Origin of the sequence: Chryseobacterium indologenes (assembly GCF_018362995.1) — a bacterium.
Classification (GTDB): Bacteria; Bacteroidota; Bacteroidia; order Flavobacteriales; family Weeksellaceae; genus Chryseobacterium; species Chryseobacterium indologenes_G.
This window is the reverse complement of record NZ_CP074372.1, coordinates 4,380,543-4,400,840: the sequence shown is the minus strand read 5'-3', so window position 1 is coordinate 4,400,840 and position 20,298 is coordinate 4,380,543. Positions and strand designations below refer to the sequence as shown.

Genomic DNA, 20,298 nt, shown 5'->3' with positions numbered 1-20,298 from the left:
CATTTCAACTTTTTAGGTGACAGTATGATTATTAAAAATTAAATTTTTACAAATGAAAAAGCAATTAACATATATAGCTGCAGCGTTTTTCTTTACAGGAATGGTTTCAGCACAAAAAATAGATCTTAATGCAATGCCAAAACCGGGACCTACTCCTACGATTAACATTGCCAAGCCAAAAACTTTCCAGCTAAGCAACGGCCTTACAGTAATGGTGGTTGAGAACAATAAACTGCCAAGAGTAAGCGCAAGTCTTTCTATGGACAGACCTCCATACAACGAAGGAGCTGTAACCGGAGTAAGCGAAATTATGGCTGAACAGTTCGAAAACGGAACTACAAACATCTCCAAAGATGATTTCAACAAAAAAGTAGACTACCTTGGAGCTAACCTTAACTTCTCTTCAGGAGGTGCTTCTGCGAACTCACTTTCAAAATATTTTCCTGAAGTTTTAGGCTTAATGGCTGATGCAATTATTAATCCTAAATTCTCTGCTGAAGAAATTCAAAGTTCTAAAGAAAGAGCTGTCGAAGGATTAAAATCTGAGGAAAAAAATGCTTCTTCTATCGCATCAAAAGTTTCTAACGCTTTGATGTATGGAAAAAATACTTCAAGAGGTGAATTTGAAACCGTTGAATCTATCAACAAAATTCAGTTAGCTGACGTACAGAATACTTACAAAAAATACTACGCTCCGGACAATGCCTACTTAGTAATCGTTGGAGACGTAAAATTTGACCAGGTAAAACCATTGATCGAAAAGTCTTTCAGCAGCTGGAAAAAAGCAAATACTCCTATTGCACAATTGGAGCCTGCTTCTAATGTTGCCAAAACAGAGATTAATGTAGTGGATGTTCCTTCTGCTGTACAGTCTGTTGTTTCCCTAAACAACCTGAACACGCTGAAAATGAAAGATGCCAACTATTTCCCTGCAACAATCGCGAACTACATCCTTGGAGGTGGTGGTGAAGCAAGACTTTTCATGAACCTTAGAGAGAAAAACGGATTTACTTACGGTGCTTATTCAAGTATGGTAGCCAGCAAGTATTCTCCACAGTTCTCGGCAAGCGCAAGCGTAAGAAACGAGGTTACCGACAAAGCCGTTAAGGAATTCATGAATGAACTTAATGCGATTTCTACTGTAAAACCGGAGGAATTGGCAAATGCAAAAGCAAAATTGAAAGGGTCTTTCATCATGTCTTTAGAACAGCCTGCTACTATAGCAAGATTTGCATTAAACCAAAAAGTTCAGGATTTACCAGCTGACTTCTACACCAATTATCTGAAATCTATTGATAAAGTAACTGCTGCAGATGTTACTAATGCTGTAAAAGCTACCATTTTACCTAACCAAAGCAGAATTTTCATTGCAGGTAAAGCATCTGACATTTCTGAAGGACTTGAAAAACTAGGTTACCCGGTAAAATATTTTGATAAGGATGCTAACCCTGTTGCAAAACCAACTGTACAAAAAATAGATGCAAGCGTAACGGTTGCTTCTATCGCAGATAAATACATCAATGCTATCGGAGGAAAAGCTAATCTGGCTAAAATTACTTCATATACTACCAATGCTTCAATGTCTATGCAAGGACAAAACATCGATTTTAAAATCATTAAGGCACAAGGCGGAAAAGAGCTGACAACTGTAACAGCAATGGGACAGGTTGTTCAGAAGCAGGTATTTGACGGGAAGACTGGTTATTCTATGCAAATGGGACAAAAAGTTGATATCACACCGGAAGAAATTGCTGAAAAACAAAAGAACCCGGAGCTTTTCGAAGAATTAGGTTTTGCAAAATCTGCTGATTATAAATTAGGAGGAATTGAAAAAATCGGAGGTGAAGATTCTTATGCAATTAAAGGTGGAGATACCACTTATTACTACAGCGTTGCAACGGGATTAAAAACCGGAGAAACCAAGAAAATAAAAGCTAAAGGTCAGGAAATGACAATCCCGACAACATTCTCTAATTACAAAGATGTAGAAGGGGTAAAAATGCCATACACCATCTCTGTAAGCCAGATGGGAATGGATATGACCATGAATGTAAAGTCTTATGAGATCAATAAGGCTACAGATGCTGATTTTAAATAACAACATCCAATTTTTATACAAAAAACGGCAACAATTGTTGCCGTTTTTATTTTTATCAACATTTGGCGACTTCTTTTTTTGTCATTCAGTAAAAAAAGATTAAATTTGCCCATTCAAAAAGATATCAGAATTAATGGATACTATATTTACACTATTGATGGTTCTTGTTATGGTTGCCAGCGTTTTATTGGTAATCATCGTTATGGCACAAAATCCAAAAGGAGGAGGCCTTTCCAGTACATTCGGAGGTGCATCATCTGCACAGTTTGGAGTACAGAGAACCAATGATTTCATGGAAAAAGCAACATGGACTCTAGGCGGAACTATCATTGTTCTTATCCTTATAAGCGTTGTTATCACAGGTAAGCCATCTCAGGTAGCTCCTACACAAAAACAACCCGTGAAGAAAGAAGCTCCTGCAAAACAGTCAGCTCCTGCTTCTACAACAACTCCGGCACAAACTCCTGTAGCACCGGCAAAATAAGAAGAATACTATCTTATATAAAACAAAAACAAAAGCAACTCAAATTGAGTTGCTTTTTTATTTTAACCTGATCTTTTCAATCTGATATCGTAGTTTCAATCCTGCCTTTAAAAATGAATACTGTACAGGCTTGGACTCTTTGTAATATTTATCAATGAAGATCTGCATAGCTCCATAAAATCTCTTGAGATATGCCTCATTCCTGATTGTGCTCTCCCCTTTATGATGAAGAATAGAAACTTTACCGTAATAGAAGTTTTTGTACCCGTTTCTTAAGAAGGTATAGCAAAGATCAATATCTTCTCCATACATAAAATAAGCTTCATCCAATCCTCCTATTTTTTCGTAGACGTCTTTTTTAACCAACAAAAATGCGCCTGTCATCACTTCTACTTCAGCCACTGCATTTTCTTCAATATCATTCCTGTAATAAGACTTGGAATTATTCTTTTTAAAATTCGTAAAAAGCTTTTCAAAAGAATTAAACATATCCGGTACTGACCGTTTACTTTCCGGAAGAAAATTCCCTTCTGCATCATGCATTCTTACTCCCAGACATCCGAAAGAAGGCTGAGAATCGGCAAAATCCAGAAGTTCTTTCATGTAAAAACCTTCAAATTCCGTATCAGGATTTAAAAGTAAAATATATTCCCCTTTTGCCGTTTGAATCGCTTGGTTATTTGCTTTTGAAAAACCACCGTTGATTTCAGAAGATATAAAGTGTACGTTCGGAAATTCGGGAATAAGATCGCTCCAGGAGCTGTCTGTAGATGCATTATCAATGACAATCACTTCATATTCTATCTCTTGTATATATTTCTGAAGTGACAGGAGACAGCTTCTGAGTAATTGGGTAACATTATAATTAACAATAATAACAGACAGCTTCATATTAATCCTTTTCGTTATATGGCAACCTGTTGATAATAGATCTTCCTAATGAAATTTCATCAGCATATTCCAGTTCATCTCCAACTGAAATTCCCCTTGCAATGCTGGAAAAATTCACATTGAAACTTTTAAATTTCTTGTAAATATAATAAGCAGTTGTATCTCCTTCCATCGTAGCGCTCAATGCAAAAATAAATTCCTTCACCTTTCCGTCATTCAGTTTCTTTTCAATGCTTGGAATATTCAATTGTCCAGGCCCTACTCCTTCCATTGGAGAAATTTTCCCACCAAGGATCAGATACTTTCCTGTGTATTTTCCTGTATTTTCAATGGCAATCACATCGCGTACATCTTCAACGATGCAGATAAGCTCGCCATTTCTCTTTTCATTGCTGCATATTTCACAGATGTCAAAATCCGAAAAATTATGACATTCTTTACAGTATTTTATTTCGTTGACAAGATTAATCAGGGAATTTCCAAGACTCACAGCTCTGGAATTGGGCTGCTTCAATAAATGCAGTGCTAATCTCAAAGCCGTTTTTCTTCCAATCCCAGGCAATCCCGAAATCTCGTCTACCGCCTTTGCCAATACTTTACTTGGGTAATCCATAGGTACAAAAATAAGGATTAAAGTTGATAATTAATAGTGAATGTGAATCGCCAACTCGCTTCGCTTGTGAATTTTTTTCGGGATACGAGATGCGAGATTCGGGGTTTGGGGACTTTGGTTTGAGATTGAGGTTGAGAATTCATCTTTCACTTTGCGAAGCAAAAATTGACAATTGACCAAGAGATTAATGTCTCAATATGATATTTTAAATTTTCTCCCCTATCCGAGAACTCTAAAAAAACCTTTATATTTGCGGCTTAAATTAAATATGAAAAAAATAAACTGACATGGTACTTAACAATCTTAACTATCCTCTGGATTTCAAATTCAAAATCACTACTTTAGCAAGTGACTTCAACATTACTGACAAAAACGGAAATTATGTAGCGTATGTGCGTCAGAAAATGTTCAAGTTGAAAGAAGATGTTATTGTTTTCAATGATGAGAGCAAGTCTAAGGAACTTTTCAGAATCAGAGCTAATAAATGGATAGATTTCAATGCTTCGTATTCTTTGAATGATCTTATTGACAACAAAAACTTCGGTAGATTAGCCAGAAAAGGAATGCGTTCTATCTGGAAAGCAAGTTATGATATTCTGGATGCTCACGATCAGCCTAAGTTTAAAGTTCAGGAAGACAGCGCATGGGTAAGATTCTGGGACAGCTTTGTAGGAGAACTTCCTATCATCGGAATGTTCACCGGGTATTTCCTTAATCCATCTTACACGGTAACAGGTATTGACGGAAAAGCTTATTTTAAGCTTAAAAAAATGCCTTCATTCTTCGGAAGAAGATTTCAGCTGGACAGATTGATCGATATTGATGATGAGGAGGAAAGTTTAGTAATCCTTTCTCTATTAATGATGACACTTCTTGAAAGAGCAAGAGGGTAAACAAATAATAAAACCACAAACACATGAAATATTTAATCATTTTATTTTCCGCATTTTTATTGACAGCCTGCAAAAAGGAAAAAGAAACGGTTTCAGCTTCTGCTTCTGCAGATTCTTCACATATTGCTAAAGATTCTGCTTCAACAGGTACTTCTTCAGGCAATATTTTGGTAGGAACTATTCCGTTTCCAAAAGAAATCAAAGAATGCTCATGCTATTTTGCCATTAGCAAAGCTGATTTTGAAAATGAAAGATACATCTACGCAGATGACGCCGGAAAAACAGCTTATATGATGCTGGATGGTAAAAGAATGGCTCTGAATCTTATCTCATCAAGTGATATGGAAGTAGATGAATTACTGACCAAGGAAATAGAAAATGATAATTATAAAATTTCTGTGAAAGGTAAAAAAATAAAAGGAGAAGAAGCTTTACTGTTTGAAGGTACTCTGACTATTGAAAAACCTGATGGCACGATTTTCACCACTCCGATCTATGGAGAATGTGGCTGCTAGTAAAGTAAAATCATACAAAAATGCTTCTGTGGGACACAGAAGCATTTTTTATTTCGTAAATTTGAGAAAAATAAAATTCAATGGAATTATCTAATATAGAACCGCAGATAATCTGGAAAAACTTCTCCAAATTAAATGCTGTTCCAAGGCCTTCAAAAAAAGAGGAAAAAGTAATTGCCTTTATCAAAGGATTTGGTGAAGATCTGGGACTGGAAACTACCGTAGATGAAGTAGGAAATGTTATCATTAAAAAACCTGCCACTGCAGGAATGGAAAACCGTAAATCAATCGTGCTTCAATCGCACCTTGATATGGTTTGCCAGAAAAACAACGATGTTACTTTTGATTTTGAAACGGAAGGAATCAAAATGGAGATTGACGGTGACTGGGTAAAAGCAAAAGGAACTACTTTAGGAGCTGACAACGGTTTGGGAGTAGCAACTATTATGTCTATCCTTGAAAGCTCAGATATTCCACACCCTGCATTGGAAGCCCTTTTCACCATTGATGAAGAGACAGGAATGACAGGTGCTTTAGGGTTAAAACCAGGACAACTGACAGGCGAAATTTTATTAAATCTTGACACTGAAGAGGATGATGAAATTGATATCGGCTGTGCAGGAGGTGTTGATGTAACCATCACTCAAAACTATGCTGCAGAAGCTCCAAAAGGACAAATTGTAAGACTTGAGGTAAAAGGTCTTCAGGGAGGACATTCCGGAATGGATATTCATAAAGGTTTTGGAAACGCCAATATTATTCTGGGAAGACTTCTTTACACCGGATTGGAAAATCAGAATATTGAATTGGTTTCTATCGATAGCGGAGGTTTAAGAAACGCAATCCCAAGAGAAGGTGTTGCTTTAATTTCAGTAAGAAATGCTCAGGAGTTTATTGAAAATGTAACTGTTCTTAAAAAAGATATTTTAGAAGAATTTGCCACTGTAGAACCGGGAATTCAAATCAATATTGAGAACTCTACATCTTCTGACAAAGCAATTTCAGAAGGAGATTCTAAAAAGGTAATCCTTACTCTAAAAGCTCTTCACAACGGAGTATACAGAATGAGCCCTGACGTGGCTGATCTTGTAGAAGCGTCCAACAACGTAGCCAGAGTAGAATTGAAAGGAGGAGAACTTAAAATCTTAAACCTTACAAGATCTTCTGTAGATTCTTCTAAATATTCAGTGGCAGAACAACTGAAATCTGTAGCAGAATTAGCTGGAATGAACGTTGAATTCAGCGGATCATATCCGGGATGGAAGCCAAAACCAGGTTCTGAGATCGTACAGCTGATGGAGAAGCTTTACACAGAGAAGTTTAGTGAAAAGCCTCATGTAGTAGCTTGTCACGCAGGTCTTGAATGCGGAATCATCGGAGCCAATTATCCTGAAATGGAAATGGTAAGCTTTGGACCAACCATCAGAGGAGCCCACTCTCCTGATGAAAAAGCGAACATTCCTTCTACTCAGAAGTTCTGGAGTTTCCTGAAAGATATTTTAGCGAATATTCCTCAGAAATAGAACATTAAAATTACTATATTGAATATCCAAAGTCTTATGATTTTGGATATTTTTAGTTTTAATTGAAATAAAAATGCTTCGACAAGCTCAGCATGACATCTCTAATACTAACTGTTTTTTAGAGATGAATTTTTTAGCTGTGTCATGCTGAGCCTGCCGAAGCGTCCAAACCATAAAAAAGCTTATACAATGAAAAGCATCACAGTATTCTGCGGCTCAAGTTTCGGCACAGATAAAATTTATGAAGAACAGGCACTCCTGCTGGGGCAAACCTTAGCAAAACAAAATATACAACTTGTTTATGGCGGTTCGGAAACCGGCTTAATGGGAACAGTAGCCAATGGAACTTTAAGTGAAAATGGTAAGGTAATCGGAATCCTACCCGAGTTTTTACAAGCCAAAGAAATTGCTCATAAAAATCTGACCGAGCTTATCATCGTGGAAACCATGCACGAAAGGAAGACCAAAATGAACGAACTTTGTGATGGAGTTATCGTTCTTCCCGGTGGTTACGGAACGTTGGAAGAGCTTTTCGAGATGATCACCTGGGCACAACTCGGACTTCACAAAAAACCCATCGGAATTCTGAATATTGACGGCTTTTATGATGATCTGATCAAACTAGTTCAGACTATGGTGGATAAAGGATTTTTAAAGCAGGTAAACAGAGATATGCTGCTGATCAGTGATACGATTGACGATCTGCTGGAAAAGATGAGAAATTATCAGGCTCCTACCGTTGGGAAGTGGATTTCTAAAGAAGAAATTTAAAATATGTAACTTTAAAAACTAAAATCATGAATCAACAATTACTTGAAAAATTTAATGAATTAACTACAGAAAGAGAATTTAAAACTTTTATTAGTGAAAACTTGACTGTCCTATAAGCTGTAAACAAGGAGATCGTTTAAATATAGTTGAACAAGAGTTAATTGAATTATGGAAAAATGTTTGTTCAAAATACTCGACTGCGAATGAAGAAGATTTTATAAGAGATCATATGAAGAAGAATCTGGTCTTTTTAATGCAGAAGATTTAGATGAGTTTAAAAGAGTTAGCTTTAATTTAATTCGTTGGATTGATACAGCAAAAGCCGATTTTTTAAATATTACAAAAGCTTTTAATTCGCGAATGGCAAGCTCAAAAGACTATCCAAAACATTATTTGAAAAGTAAAATGAGTAATGCTGATATTATAGAATTAGCTACAAAAAAAACATTTCATATTTCTTTCCAGAAATAAATGAGACTCATTTAGAGCCCATACTTTTAGATTCTTTTACAGAATATTTTGATTTAATATTGAAAAATGAAAATCTTAGATTTGGAGTAAAGGTCGATAAGAATATAGGAGTTTCGAATGTAGGAACAGAAACTAATTTAATGATGTTTGAAATAAATAAATCAGGTCAAATTGCTCATGCGTACCCATGTAATGAAGATGAAATAGAAAACCTGAGCATAGAACCTAAATTTTTTGATAAAGTATATTTTGATTGGTTAAGAGAAGAGTTATAACTTATTAATAAAAAAACTCCTGAAAAATATATCTTCAGGAGTTTCTTATTAAGATTAAAAAATATTTTCTAAGGATAAGGAGCAATTTCTACTTCGAGCCCTTCCATGGCATCGGCAATATGTAACTGGCATCCTAACCTGCTGTTTTCTTTCACATGAAAAGCCTCACCCAGCATAGCATCTTCTTCATCTCCCATTGGTTCCAGACCAGGATCATTGATTACATATACCTGGCATGAAGCACACATCGCCATTCCTCCGCATACACCAATAGTACCTTCTTCTGCCAATTCATAAGAACGGATAATTTCCATTAAGTTCATGGACATATCCGTAGGAGCTACGACATCATGGGTTATCCCTTCTCTGTCGGTGATTTTAATATTAACATCTGACATAATTCTGCAAAATTAGTCAATTTTTTTCACAACTGCCTTCTCTGCTTCTTTACGGCTTCCGTCAAATCCGTCAACTCCACTTACTGTTGTATATTTTAACACGAATTTTTTACCAGGATTCAGTCTGTTATAAACACTCTGACACATCAAAGTAGCTTCGTGGAAACCACAAAGGATCAACTTCAGTTTTCCGGGATAGGTGTTGATATCTCCGATTGCGTAGATTCCGTCAATATTGGTCTGATAATCTAAAGCATTGTTTACAACGATAGCATTTTTCTCGATATTTAATCCCCAGTTTCCGATCTCTCCCAGTTTTGGTGTCAATCCGAATAATGGAATGAAATAATCCGTTTCAATATCATAAGCTTCCTCACCGTCAACCTGTACGGTAATCGCTTCTACTTTTCCGTCACCTTTAATCGCTGTAACTTCAGCTGGAGTGATAAGTTTAATTTTTCCTTGATGTTTAAGATCCTGAACTTTTTCTACAGAATCCAAAGCTCCTCTGAACTCATTTCTTCTGTGAATCAATGTAACTTCACTTGCTACATTTGACAAGAAAACACTCCAGTCAAGAGCAGAGTCACCACCTCCGGCAATCACTACTTTTTTGTTTCTGAAATGTTCAGGTTCTTTCACGAAGTACTCAAGACCTTTTTCTTCGTAGTCTGCAATATTATCCATTGTAGGTTTTCTTGGCTCGAAAGTACCCAGACCACCGGCAATGGCAATTGCTTTACATCTGTGAACAGTTCCTTTGTTCGTAATCACTTCAAACCATTCATCATCTACTTTAGTATAAGAAACTGCGGTTTCTCCCAAAGTAAATCCAGGCTGAAACTGCTTGATCTGCTCCATCAAATTATCCACCAATTCTCCAGCGTTCACTGAAGGATAACCTGGGATATCGAAAATAGGTTTTTTAGGATAAAGCTCCGCCAGCTGCCCTCCCGGCTGTGGAAGCGCATCAATAATATGGCACTTCATTTTTAACAAACCAGCTTCAAAAACTGCAAAAAGTCCTGTAGGTCCCGCACCTATGATCAATATATCTGTGGTTATCATAATATTTAAGATAATTTAATTATACATGTAACTGCAAATTTACTAATTTTAATGCGAAGCATATTTAATTGATTCTAAATAAAAACCTGAGATTTGTCAAATATCTATCAATTAAGATTTTAAATTTGGCAGTGTTTTTGTAAATGTCTTGTTATGAAGAAAATTTTAAACCTTTTTGCAGTATTTATATTCTTTTTAGGCTCGGCCCAGATTGATAACATCGCAGACGGCGAATCTATCACTCTCAGAATACACTACGGCTTCCTTAATGCAGGAACAGCCAACCTTACTACAAAACAGACCAATTACAAAGGGGTTCCCCATCTGTATGTAAAAGGTACAGGGCAGACTACCGGCGCCGTAAAAGCATTCTTCAAAGTGGAAGATTTATATGAAAGTTTCATCAATACCCAAACAGGATTACCAAGCTTCTATGTCAGAAACGTACGTGAAGGAAGCTACCGTCAGCATTTTGAAACGGTTTTTAATCACGATAACAATACATTAATTTTAACAGATAAAAAAACTCCGGCCAATGGTTCCAAGGTTTTAAAATCAGTAAAAGGAGTTCAGGATATGCTTTCATGTTTTTATTATTTAAGAAGTAAAAGCCCGGATGAACTGAAGGTGGGAACAGTGATCAATATGAATGTATGGATTGACGATGAAATGTTTCCTTTCCAGCTAAAAGTAACAGGTACAGAAAATCTAAAGACAAAATTCGGTACTATTAATTGCTTGAAAATTATTCCTTCTGTAAAAAGCGGAAGAGTATTTAAAGAAAAAGAAGGCGTAACGATGTGGGTTTCCAACGATGCCAACCACGTACCTATGCTGTTGAAAGCTGAACTTGCAGTAGGTTCATTAAAAGCCAGTATTGACGATTACAAAAATGTAAAGTATCCTTTGAAGTTTAGTAAGTAACAATCTTTATTATTAAATATACAGCCTGTAAATTTTACAGGCTTTTTTATTTCTGATGTAATATATCCTTAACACAGGTTGTCTTAATAATAGAGACAGCCTAAAGCTGTGGCATGTCAATACTTCCATTGAGGTACCTAGCGGACCCGAACTGAAGTATGGACATAAGAAACAGACACGTGTAAATTTTTCAATAAGATCAGTTTTTAATTACGTTTTGTTTCTTAGGTCAGTAATTAAAAACAAAAACCTCCGGAGCTCCGGAGGTTTGATTTTTTATAGTGTTTTGAACTGTTCCAGTGTTCTGATATCGTTTTCAAAGAACATTCTGATGTCACTCATCTGGTAAAGAAGCATTGTAATTCTCTCAATTCCCATTCCGAATGCATATCCTGAATATTTCTCAGAATCAATATTCACATTTTTCAGTACGGCAGGGTCTACCATTCCACATCCCATGATTTCCAGCCATCCTGTTCCTTTCGTAATTCTGTAGTCTGTTTCAGAGTTTAACCCCCAATATACATCAATTTCAGCACTTGGCTCTGTGAACGGGAAGAAAGAAGGTCTCATTCTGATCTTGGATTTTCCGAAAAGCTCAGTAGTAAAGAACTGGATTGTCTGCTTTAAATCTGCAAAGCTTACATTCTCATCAATATACAATCCCTCAATCTGGTGGAAAATACAGTGAGAACGTGAAGAGATCGCTTCATTTCTGAAAACTCTTCCCGGAGATAAAATTCTGATTGGCGGCTGGTTTTCTTCCATAAAACGAGTTTGTACAGAAGATGTGTGTGTTCTCAAAAGAATATCCGGATTCTGTTCAATAAAGAACGTATCCTGCATATCTCTTGCCGGGTGGTATTCCGGAAGGTTAAGCGCCGTAAAGTTATGCCAGTCATCTTCAATCTCAGGTCCGTCTGCTACAGCAAAACCAATAGATTTGAAGATTTCAATAATTCTGTTTTTTACCAGGTTAATCGGGTGTCTTGAACCCAGTTCCAATGGAAATGCAGGTCTTGTAAGATCTTCTTTTTCTACCACAATAGAAGATTCAGAAGAATTTTTCAAATCTTCCAATTTTACAGCCACAGCCTGCTTCAAAGTATTGATCTTCTGTCCGAAATCTTTCTTCTGGTCGTTAGGAACTTCTTTTAATGTTTCGTAAAAATCATTAAGAACCCCTTTTTTACCATTGTACTTGATTCGGAAGTTTTCGATATCTTCCCTAGAGGTAGCATTGAAGCCGTTTACTTCGATCAGTAGTTCTTCTATCTTTTCTATCATTGTTTTACCCTTTCAAAATGTTTTGCAAAAATACGACTTTTAGTTGAATATTAAGTCCGTCATAAAAAAATCTGCCTCTTTTTCGGGAGGCAGACTTCAATCACTTATTTCACTTAAATAAAAAAATTATTTCTTTTCTAAAGCCTTAACGCTGATCTGAAGAGTCACCTCATCTTTAATCACACCGTTTTCAGCAGGAGCCTGGAACTTTACGCCAAACTCTTCTCTCTTGATATCTTTCGGTTCAGTAGCTACACTCACCTCTCCGTTTTTCACAGAAACATTAGCTTTAAACTGAACAGGTTTTGTAATTCCTTTAATCGTTAAATTACCATCCAAAAGAGTATTGTAATCACCTTCCGTAGCCGGAGTCACTTTTGTAATTTCATAAGAAGCTGTTGGGAATTTTTCAACTTCAAAGAAATCATCGCTCTTCAGGTGGCCATTTAATTTCCCTAAATCTTCCGGGCTGTCTTTCAAGTCTACAGAAGTTAATGAGCTCATATCAGCAACGAATTTTCCGCTTTCCAGTTTTCCGTCTTTCACCGTTACATCTCCACTTTCAAACCTGATTGTTCCAAAATGGCTCGTATTTTCAGATTTAAATACTTTGTATCCCTTCCATTCAACTTTACTGTTTAGCGTATCCACAGTGAACTGGCTACCTTCTTTAGTAGTCGTTACCCCATTACTCTCACTGGTAAGCGGTTTATCTTTTTTACAAGAAACCATTACAGCAGCAACGAATAAAGCAGGAATCGCTATCGAAAACAGTTTTTTTCTCATTTTTGATTTATTTTTATTAGTTCCGCTAATATAATAAAAAAAATTATGTTTTCATAAAAACCTTACATTTGTAATATGCTATTAGAAATAAACAATTTATTTTTCTCTCACACCAAAGAAAACCCCCTGTTTCAGAACCTTAACCTAAGGTTTGACGAAAACAGAATTATAGCTCTTGCCGGAGAAAGCGGATGCGGAAAATCCACTCTTCTCAACCTTATTTATGGGCTTCTCGATTGGGAAAGCGGAGAAATTATTTTTAACGGAACCCGGCTTTTAGGACCGAAAGGAAATCTTGTTCCCGGAGAGCCGGAAATGAAATTCGTAGCACAGAATTTTGATCTTATGCCTTATGCTACGGTTGCCGAAAATGTAGGGAAATTTATTTCTAATATCAATTTAAAACAAAAAAAAGAAACCGTAACGGAGCTTCTTGAAGTGGTAGGTTTGCAGGAATTCGCCAATATACTTCCCAAATATTTAAGTGGCGGACAGCAGCAGAGAGTGGCCATTGCCAGAGCATTATCTGTACTTCCGAAACTTCTGATTTTAGATGAACCTTTCAGTAATCTGGATTTTCCGAGAAAAATTGAGCTCAGAGAAAGACTTTTCAAATATGTAAAGCAGCATGGAGTTTCTTTGATCATCTCTACTCACGAACTTCAGGATATTATGCCATGGCTGGATCAGATCGTCATTTTACAGGACGGAAGACTGATTCAGAATGACAGTCCGGAAGAAACCTACAAACACCCTTACAATTCTTATGTTGCGAAACTATTCGGGGAAGTGAATATTTTCAGCGAAAACGAGGCTGAATATTTCCAGCTTTCAAAATTCTCCTATTATCCTAAAGAAATCAAAATCACAGAAACCGGTCTTGAAGCTGAAGTTCTGGAAAGCAAATTTGCAGGAAATTATTATTGGAATAAGCTAAGAACAAAGGAAAAAGAACTTGTAATCTATACGGACGAGAGAATATCCGGGTCTGTAAATATTTCATTTTTTTAAAGGCAAAAACGTAAGGTCGTTATTATAGAGGGGACATTTTCCTTTTCCCTATGTTTCGCATAACTTATACATTTACTTACACTTATCTATAAAAAAATACAAACATAAGAATCTGTTATTCAAACTTTTTCTTACATTTGTACTTCCAAAGCTTAAGGAAATTTTTGGTTATTTCTCTTTCTGCCTTCCAGACGGACATTAGCAATCTTGCAATTAAGTCTTAGAAAGATTACACTGTCCAATTTTTTCCTTTTCTTATTTTTAGGGCATAAGAAAACAGCATTTTCTTATGCTTTCTTTACAAACTCTGATTTAAGAGCCATTGCCCCGAAACCATCAATTTTACAGTCAATATTGTGATCACTTCCTGGTCTCAGACGGATATTCTTCACTTTTGTTCCAGCTTTCACCGGTTTTGGTGCTCCTTTTACGGGAAGATCTTTTACTACAACTACGGAATCTCCATCCTGAAGTTCATTTCCGTTTGAATCCAATATTTTTCCTTCATTGGCCGCTTCTGAAGCCGCTTCTGCAGGATCCCATTCGTAGAAACACTGGGAACATACCATCATATTATCGCTTGGGTAAGTAAACTCCGAGCTGCATTTAGGACAAAGTACTGTGTCACTCATATTTTTATTTTTTGCAAAGGTAGAGCTTTTTGGAGGTTGAAGTCAAGAGATAAAGATCAGTATAGTAGATGATAAGCATATATTAATTTTACACAACTATGTGAATTAATATAAATTAAATAAACTTGCCGCAAAGAAAATAAAGTATAGTAATGAACAGTGCATATTTTGCTAACAAATATTTCTCATTAGGCAAAAATACAGGTTTATTTGTCTTAAAGTGAAAGGCTATTATCAACAAATAAAAATTATAAATATTCAGAAAATCTTTACAAATTCAGCATTAAAATTCATTTCTACCATTTAAAAAATTAATAAACAGATTGACCATTCACTATTCACCACCAATCCTCCTATTCTCAAACTCTCTCACCCAAATCCTCAACTCTCAATTAAAAGTCGTATTTTTGCAGATTCAAACAGCGAAGCAAATTTATGGAACTTATTCACAGAAACTTGGCCATCGGAATTCACGATGCCCTACAGGAGACATTTTTTGAAAAAAACAAATATGCCGATAAGGTTATTGAAAGACTTCTGAAAGCAAACAGAAAATGGGGAAGCCAGGACAGAGCCGTTGTTTCTGAGATTTTCTACAATATTATCCGTTGGAAAAAACGTCTTGAATATTATATGGGGGAAGGTGTAAAACCCAACAATATTTACAAGCTTATCATCGCCTATTTACTTTGGAGTAAGACCAACTATAAAAAATTTGAAGAATTTGACGGAATCAAAATTGCCGACATTCTTACAAAACTTAAAAAGAATACAGTTCCTACAAAAGCAATAGAACATTCTATTCCTGAATGGCTTGCTGAAACTCTTGAAAAAGAACTTGGACCCAAATGGGAAAGAGAAATGGCAGCTTTGAATGAGCAGGCACCTACTGTTTTAAGAGCAAACTCTTTAAGAACAACAACAAGAGAACTTATTTCTGACCTTTCTGATGAAGGTGTTGTTTCTTTCCCTATTAAAAATTATCCTGATGCTGTTCAGCTAGAAGAGAAGAAAAACGTTTTTCTTACCACAGCTTTTAAGGAAGGATTATTTGAAGTTCAGGATGCTTCTTCTCAAAAGATCGGGTATTTCCTTGATGTACAGGAAGGACAAAGAGTAGTAGATGCTTGTGCCGGTGCGGGAGGAAAAACACTTCACCTGGCAGCATTAATGAAAAACAAAGGTCAGATTGTTGCCCTGGATATTTTCGAGTGGAAACTTGCCGAATTGAAGCGCCGTGCTAAAAGAGCCGGAGCTCACAATATTGAAACCCGTATGATTGCTGATAACAAAGTGATCAAACGTCTTCATGAAAAAGCTGACAGACTTTTGATTGATGCACCATGTTCCGGTCTTGGAGTTTTAAAAAGAAACCCGGACAGTAAGTGGAAAATTGATCAGGACTTTATTGACAGAATTAAAAAAGAACAGCAGCAAATCCTTCAGGACTATTCTAAAATGCTTAAAAAAGGAGGAAAAATGGTGTACGCTACATGCTCTATCCTTCCTTCTGAAAACAATCTGCAGGTAGATGAATTCATCAAAAACAATCCTGGATTCAAAATGATTAAGGATGAAAAAGTAATGCCTAGCGAAGGTTATGACGGATTCTATATGGCTTTGATTGAGAGAGTTTCTTAATCTCAACCAATAAACAATATATAAAACTACTCTATTTTCTGGAGTAGTTTTTTTATTTAAAAATCTTTTTAAAAAATGTAACATTTTTTGTAACATTTAAAGGATACTGTCTACTAACTGTATAGATCAAACCGTTTTGATGCTGTGGAAACTTTAGAATAACTTTGCAGCAAACTCATTTTTATGCATACAAGAACTGTTTTCAATTTTCTGGCCGTCTTCTTATACTGTCTGTTTTCTGCACAGACCTATGAAATTCAGTATACCAGCTCATATAACGGGAAAACTATTGCTGACCAGCCCTCCACTATTGTTTGGGTTAATGAGAAAGAAAACTTCATCCTCAACAGTACAATCAAAGAACAAAAAAGCAGCTTTCCTTATGAAATCACTAAGGTAGAAAAGCCATCAAATACTATTATTTCATATGCTTTTTTAAAACCGGAATCCATTATTTCAACATCAGATGCTGAGTCTGTAGGAAAACAGGATTTTGAACTTACCAATGAAATTAAAAAGATTTTAGGATACAACTGTAAAAAAGCGGTTACCAAAGTCAATTCAAATACCATTGAAATCTGGTATACAAATGATTTAAAACTAAAAGGCGGACCTTCTGTTTTGGGACAGAGTTTAGGTCTGGTTCTGGAAGTGGAGAGAAATAAAAATTCTTTAATTACAGCCAGCTCGATCAAAAAAATAAAAAATACCGGAATTGAAAATATTATAAAAGGAAACATACAGACAACAGATCAGTTGGGATACAAAGATTTACTTTGGAAAAGCAGATTTACCACTCTGAATGTTTTTGAAAATGAAACGATCAATTTTTCGGATGCTTCTAAATCAGATGATAAGATAAAAAGATACGCCAACGGTACGATCATTCTTAAAAAGATAAAATTCCCGGCTATTACAGAAGGTGAAAATATTTTTGTAGAACTGAAACAGCAATCAAACGGTGATGCCTATGACAGAACCGGAACCGTATTTTTTATTCCTCAGGATAAAGAAAAATCCTTTTTTGACGGATTGGAAAAAGGAGCAAAAACACTACCTGTCTACGAAAATGGAAACGGAAAGCAGTATTATGGGATAACTACTACAGACAACTATAGCCCTGCTATGGAAATGATGAGATTCTTTACCGCTTTTGGAATCCAGAAATTCAATCATATTCAGCTTAAAGGAAAAAACTGGCAGACCATTAGCCCTTACCGTCAGGATATTACAGAGCTTAAACCTGCATTATCCGGAAAAGAACTTTGGGTAGGTACATTTATTGGCAACTATGACAAAGGAGGACATAAAGTAAGCCTTGATATCACTATTCACAAAAGCGATCAGACAGTTAATAAAAATAATACAGCGATACCATTATTCAATACTTTAAATATTATGGAAATGGCCGGACAGGATTATTCTACGATGTTCAATCAGGATAAAGGGCTCCTTGTTAATTTTACTGTAAATAAAGATTTGAAAAATGCTCAGCTAAGATATACCACAACCGGACATGGAGGTTGGGAAAACGGCGATGAGTTTGTTCCTAAAGCCAATTCTATTTTCGTTGATGGAAATCAAATATTTTCATTCGTGCCATGGAGAACAGACTGTGGTTCGTACCGTTTGTACAATCCTGCATCAGGAAATTTCCAGGACGGTCTTTCGTCATCAGACCTCAGCAGATCAAACTGGTGCCCGGGAACGGTTACCAATCCTAACTTCATTCCTCTTGGAGATTTGAAAGCGGGTAAACATACAATCCAGGTAAAAATTCCTCAGGGAGCTTCCGAAGGTACAAGTTTCAGCTCATGGAATGTTTCGGGAACGTTACTTGGAGTACAATAAAAACAAAACCTTCTTGCATGAGAATTGCAAGAAGGTAAAAACACAAATGATGAAAAAAAATTATTTCGAGCCACAAAGTAAGGGTTAAAATTCATATAATTAATTACCATAGATTAATAAATATGTCATTTTTATTTTGTATAGAAATATCACAAATTTTAGCCTGACGAAAAAAATCAATCAAAAACACGCCAAATCGAACAAATAGTTAATATTTTTAACTTTAAAACATTAATTAATTAAAAATATTCCGTTTCAAACATTTTCCATTGTTATTTATAAACATCACCTTTACTTTTGTCACATAAATAATAGAAATTATGTGTGGAATTGTATGTTTATTTGACGCCAAACAAAAAACTGAAGTATTAAGACCTCAGGTGTTGGAAATGTCAAAAAAAATCCGTCACAGAGGACCGGATTGGAGTGGAGTTTTTCAGGATGAAAAAGTAATTTTCTCTCACGAAAGACTTGCTATTGTAGATCCTACCTCTGGAAAACAACCTTTATTTACAAAAGACGGAAAAGTAGTATTAGCTGTGAACGGCGAAATCTACAACCATAGAGAATTAAAAGAAGAATTTCCTGATTATGAGTTCCAGACTCAGTCTGACTGCGAGGTTATCCTTGCTCTTTACAGAAAATATGGAAAAAATTTCGTTGAAAAACTGAACGGAATTTTCGCCTTCGCATTATATGACACTGAAAATGATGTCTACCTTATTGCCCGTGACCATATGGGAATATGCCCTCTTTATCAAGGCTGGGACAAAAACGGCAACTATTATGTAGCTTCTGAATTAAAAGCCCTTGAAGGAGTATGCAAGAAAATCGAAACTTTCTTACCGGGTCATTTCGTTTACAGTCCTGACGGCACAGAACTTCAGCAATGGTATACAAGAGACTGGGACAGCTTTGATCACGTGAAAGAAAATGAAACAGATATCGCAAAATTGAGAAAAGGCCTTGAGGATGCTGTTCACAGACAACTGATGAGTGATGTTCCTTATGGAGTGCTTCTTTCCGGAGGTTTGGACTCTTCAGTTATATCAGCAATTACTGCAAAATTTGCCCGCCAGAGAATAGAAAGCGGAGATACACAGGAAGCATGGTACCCAAGACTTCATAGTTTTGCCGTAGGACTTGTAGGTTCTCCTGATCTGGCTGCTGCACAGACTGCTGCAAAGCACATCGGATCTGTTCACCATGAAGTTAACTTTACCGTACAGGAAGGATTGGATGCTGTAAGAGATGTAATTTACCATCTGGAAACCTATGATGTAACAACAATCAGAGCCTCCACTCCTATGTATCTACTGGCAAGAGTAATCAAGTCTATGGGGATAAAAATGGTACTTTCAGGAGAAGGTTCAGATGAATTATTTGGTGGATATTTATATTTCCATAAAGCTCCTAACGCAAGGGAATTCCATGATGAAACAGTAAGAAAACTGGGTAAACTTCACCTGTATGACTGCTTAAGAGCTAACAAGGCGTTAATGAGCTGGGGAATTGAAGGAAGAGTTCCTTTCCTTGACAAAGAATTTATGGATATTGCCATGACTCTTAACCCAAAAGATAAAATGATCAATACCGCTGAAGGAAAAATCGAAAAATGGGTATTGAGAAAAGCCTTTGAAGACATTCTTCCTGATTCTATTGTCTGGAGACAGAAAGAACAGTTTTCAGATGGTGTGGGTTATTCATGGATCGATACTTTAAAAGAAGTTGCTGAAAAAGAAGTAACGGATGAAATGATGGCAAACGCGAGATTCAGATTTCCGCTAAATACTCCTCAGAACAAAGAAGAATACAGATACAGAACTATTTTTGAAGAACATTTCCCAAGTGAAACGGCAGCAGCTACTGTCCCTTCTGTTCCATCTGTTGCATGCTCCACTCCTATCGCCTTAGAATGGGATGAAGCCTTCAAAAAAATGAATGATCCGAGCGGAAGAGCTGTGAAAGTACATGAAACGTCGTATTAGATTATGTTATTTGTTTCGGGATATTTTAACGCAGAGTACATTAGTGTTTAAGAACGATCGCAAAGGCGTTTCACTTAGCAACAGACAAACTGATATCCTCGCTGAACGAAGTGCCCTTACGAACGAAATATATGGGATTAAAATATAAACCTTGCGACCATAGCGTTTATTTAACCTT

The 20,298-nt window shown here is 36.2% G+C and carries 19 protein-coding genes; 12 read left to right on the top strand and 7 right to left on the bottom strand.

Features of this window, described 5'->3' with window-relative positions:
- The first annotated feature begins 52 nt into the window (after window positions 1–52).
- Window positions 53–2,098 (top strand): M16 family metallopeptidase, encoded by a 2,046-nt coding sequence (locus tag DYR29_RS20025; protein WP_213278232.1) that lies wholly within the window; start codon window positions 53–55, stop codon window positions 2,096–2,098.
- Between the two features lie 133 nt (window positions 2,099–2,231).
- A complete protein-coding gene (gene secG / locus DYR29_RS20020; protein ID WP_213278231.1) occupies window positions 2,232–2,582 on the top strand; it encodes a preprotein translocase subunit SecG in 351 nt (116 codons plus the stop codon).
- 57 nt (window positions 2,583–2,639) lie between these two features.
- Here the strand turns inward: secG and DYR29_RS20015 are convergent, their stop codons facing one another.
- Both DYR29_RS20015 and recR read right to left on the bottom strand, forming a co-directional pair.
- Window positions 2,640–3,479, bottom strand: a complete 840-nt coding sequence (locus tag DYR29_RS20015; protein ID WP_213280662.1) for a glycosyltransferase family 2 protein — start codon at window positions 3,477–3,479, stop codon at window positions 2,640–2,642.
- Window positions 3,475–4,086, bottom strand: coding sequence for a recombination mediator RecR (gene recR / locus DYR29_RS20010; RefSeq protein WP_034697032.1), 612 nt, complete (start codon window positions 4,084–4,086; stop codon window positions 3,475–3,477). Before recR ends, DYR29_RS20015 begins: the two co-directional genes overlap by 5 nt.
- A 287-nt stretch (window positions 4,087–4,373) precedes the next feature.
- Between recR and DYR29_RS20005 the strand changes: the two genes are divergently transcribed.
- The 5 genes from DYR29_RS20005 to DYR29_RS19985 all read left to right on the top strand — a co-directional run bounded on the left by DYR29_RS20005 (window position 4,374) and on the right by DYR29_RS19985 (window position 8,534).
- Window positions 4,374–4,979, top strand: coding sequence for a hypothetical protein (locus DYR29_RS20005; protein WP_047424325.1), 606 nt, complete (start codon window positions 4,374–4,376; stop codon window positions 4,977–4,979).
- A gap of 23 nt (window positions 4,980–5,002) precedes the next feature.
- The gene (locus tag DYR29_RS20000) at window positions 5,003–5,494 is read left to right on the top strand and encodes a hypothetical protein (protein WP_213278230.1); all 492 of its coding nucleotides are present in this window, start codon (window positions 5,003–5,005) and stop codon (window positions 5,492–5,494) included.
- Between the two features lie 80 nt (window positions 5,495–5,574).
- Window positions 5,575–7,017: an aminoacyl-histidine dipeptidase gene (locus DYR29_RS19995; protein ID WP_213278229.1), complete on the top strand. Its 1,443-nt coding sequence runs from the start codon at window positions 5,575–5,577 to the stop codon at window positions 7,015–7,017.
- 189 nt (window positions 7,018–7,206) lie between these two features.
- Window positions 7,207–7,788, top strand: a complete 582-nt coding sequence (locus tag DYR29_RS19990; RefSeq protein ID WP_213278228.1) for a TIGR00730 family Rossman fold protein — start codon at window positions 7,207–7,209, stop codon at window positions 7,786–7,788.
- Between the two features lie 530 nt (window positions 7,789–8,318).
- Window positions 8,319–8,534 (top strand): hypothetical protein, encoded by a 216-nt coding sequence (locus DYR29_RS19985; RefSeq protein ID WP_213278227.1) that lies wholly within the window; start codon window positions 8,319–8,321, stop codon window positions 8,532–8,534.
- 68 nt (window positions 8,535–8,602) lie between these two features.
- Here DYR29_RS19985 and DYR29_RS19980 read toward each other — a convergent pair whose 3' ends face one another.
- Window positions 8,603–8,932: a ferredoxin gene (locus DYR29_RS19980; protein WP_213278226.1), complete on the bottom strand. Its 330-nt coding sequence runs from the start codon at window positions 8,930–8,932 to the stop codon at window positions 8,603–8,605.
- A gap of 12 nt (window positions 8,933–8,944) precedes the next feature.
- Complete coding sequence (locus tag DYR29_RS19975) at window positions 8,945–10,000, bottom strand: NAD(P)/FAD-dependent oxidoreductase (RefSeq protein ID WP_213278225.1); 1,056 nt, start codon at window positions 9,998–10,000, stop codon at window positions 8,945–8,947.
- A gap of 153 nt (window positions 10,001–10,153) precedes the next feature.
- Between DYR29_RS19975 and DYR29_RS19970 the strand changes: the two genes are divergently transcribed.
- Window positions 10,154–10,924 carry a DUF3108 domain-containing protein gene (locus tag DYR29_RS19970; RefSeq protein WP_213278224.1) on the top strand — a complete coding sequence of 257 codons (771 nt, stop codon included), beginning with the start codon at window positions 10,154–10,156 and terminating at the stop codon, window positions 10,922–10,924.
- Between the two features lie 276 nt (window positions 10,925–11,200).
- Here DYR29_RS19970 and pheS read toward each other — a convergent pair whose 3' ends face one another.
- Both pheS and DYR29_RS19960 read right to left on the bottom strand, forming a co-directional pair.
- Window positions 11,201–12,211 (bottom strand): phenylalanine--tRNA ligase subunit alpha, encoded by a 1,011-nt coding sequence (gene pheS / locus DYR29_RS19965; protein ID WP_213278223.1) that lies wholly within the window; start codon window positions 12,209–12,211, stop codon window positions 11,201–11,203.
- A gap of 126 nt (window positions 12,212–12,337) precedes the next feature.
- Complete coding sequence (locus DYR29_RS19960; protein ID WP_213278222.1) at window positions 12,338–12,997, bottom strand: YceI family protein; 660 nt, start codon at window positions 12,995–12,997, stop codon at window positions 12,338–12,340.
- A 75-nt stretch (window positions 12,998–13,072) separates the two neighbouring features.
- On the opposite strand from DYR29_RS19960, the gene DYR29_RS19955 reads away from it, so the two are divergent.
- Complete coding sequence (locus tag DYR29_RS19955) at window positions 13,073–14,008, top strand: sulfate/molybdate ABC transporter ATP-binding protein (RefSeq protein WP_213278221.1); 936 nt, start codon at window positions 13,073–13,075, stop codon at window positions 14,006–14,008.
- Between the two features lie 287 nt (window positions 14,009–14,295).
- On the opposite strand, the gene DYR29_RS19950 is transcribed toward DYR29_RS19955, so the two are convergent.
- Window positions 14,296–14,640, bottom strand: coding sequence for a zinc ribbon domain-containing protein YjdM (locus DYR29_RS19950; protein ID WP_047373671.1), 345 nt, complete (start codon window positions 14,638–14,640; stop codon window positions 14,296–14,298).
- Window positions 14,641–15,075: 435 nt separating this feature from the next.
- On the opposite strand from DYR29_RS19950, the gene DYR29_RS19945 reads away from it, so the two are divergent.
- The 3 genes from DYR29_RS19945 (at window position 15,076) to asnB (ending at window position 20,120) form a co-directional block, all read left to right on the top strand.
- Window positions 15,076–16,281 (top strand): RsmB/NOP family class I SAM-dependent RNA methyltransferase, encoded by a 1,206-nt coding sequence (locus DYR29_RS19945; RefSeq protein ID WP_213278220.1) that lies wholly within the window; start codon window positions 15,076–15,078, stop codon window positions 16,279–16,281.
- Window positions 16,282–16,464: 183 nt separating this feature from the next.
- Window positions 16,465–18,132: a GLPGLI family protein gene (locus DYR29_RS19940; protein ID WP_213278219.1), complete on the top strand. Its 1,668-nt coding sequence runs from the start codon at window positions 16,465–16,467 to the stop codon at window positions 18,130–18,132.
- 320 nt (window positions 18,133–18,452) lie between these two features.
- Complete coding sequence (gene asnB, locus DYR29_RS19935) at window positions 18,453–20,120, top strand: asparagine synthase B (protein ID WP_213278218.1); 1,668 nt, start codon at window positions 18,453–18,455, stop codon at window positions 20,118–20,120.
- Window positions 20,121–20,298 lie beyond the last annotated feature (178 nt).

Coding starts and splice junctions, on each gene's coding strand:
- DYR29_RS20025 (WP_213278232.1), top strand. CDS start 53: ATGAAAAAGCAATTAACATATATAGCTGCAGCGTTTTTCTTTACAGGA.
- secG (WP_213278231.1), top strand. CDS start 2,232: ATGGATACTATATTTACACTATTGATGGTTCTTGTTATGGTTGCCAGC.
- recR (WP_034697032.1), bottom strand. CDS start 4,086: ATGGATTACCCAAGTAAAGTATTGGCAAAGGCGGTAGACGAGATTTCG.
- DYR29_RS20005 (WP_047424325.1), top strand. CDS start 4,374: ATGGTACTTAACAATCTTAACTATCCTCTGGATTTCAAATTCAAAATC.
- DYR29_RS20000 (WP_213278230.1), top strand. CDS start 5,003: ATGAAATATTTAATCATTTTATTTTCCGCATTTTTATTGACAGCCTGC.
- DYR29_RS19995 (WP_213278229.1), top strand. CDS start 5,575: ATGGAATTATCTAATATAGAACCGCAGATAATCTGGAAAAACTTCTCC.
- DYR29_RS19990 (WP_213278228.1), top strand. CDS start 7,207: ATGAAAAGCATCACAGTATTCTGCGGCTCAAGTTTCGGCACAGATAAA.
- DYR29_RS19980 (WP_213278226.1), bottom strand. CDS start 8,932: ATGTCAGATGTTAATATTAAAATCACCGACAGAGAAGGGATAACCCAT.
- DYR29_RS19975 (WP_213278225.1), bottom strand. CDS start 10,000: ATGATAACCACAGATATATTGATCATAGGTGCGGGACCTACAGGACTT.
- DYR29_RS19970 (WP_213278224.1), top strand. CDS start 10,154: ATGAAGAAAATTTTAAACCTTTTTGCAGTATTTATATTCTTTTTAGGC.
- pheS (WP_213278223.1), bottom strand. CDS start 12,211: ATGATAGAAAAGATAGAAGAACTACTGATCGAAGTAAACGGCTTCAAT.
- DYR29_RS19960 (WP_213278222.1), bottom strand. CDS start 12,997: ATGAGAAAAAAACTGTTTTCGATAGCGATTCCTGCTTTATTCGTTGCT.
- DYR29_RS19955 (WP_213278221.1), top strand. CDS start 13,073: ATGCTATTAGAAATAAACAATTTATTTTTCTCTCACACCAAAGAAAAC.
- DYR29_RS19950 (WP_047373671.1), bottom strand. CDS start 14,640: ATGAGTGACACAGTACTTTGTCCTAAATGCAGCTCGGAGTTTACTTAC.
- DYR29_RS19945 (WP_213278220.1), top strand. CDS start 15,076: ATGGAACTTATTCACAGAAACTTGGCCATCGGAATTCACGATGCCCTA.
- DYR29_RS19940 (WP_213278219.1), top strand. CDS start 16,465: ATGCATACAAGAACTGTTTTCAATTTTCTGGCCGTCTTCTTATACTGT.
- asnB (WP_213278218.1), top strand. CDS start 18,453: ATGTGTGGAATTGTATGTTTATTTGACGCCAAACAAAAAACTGAAGTA.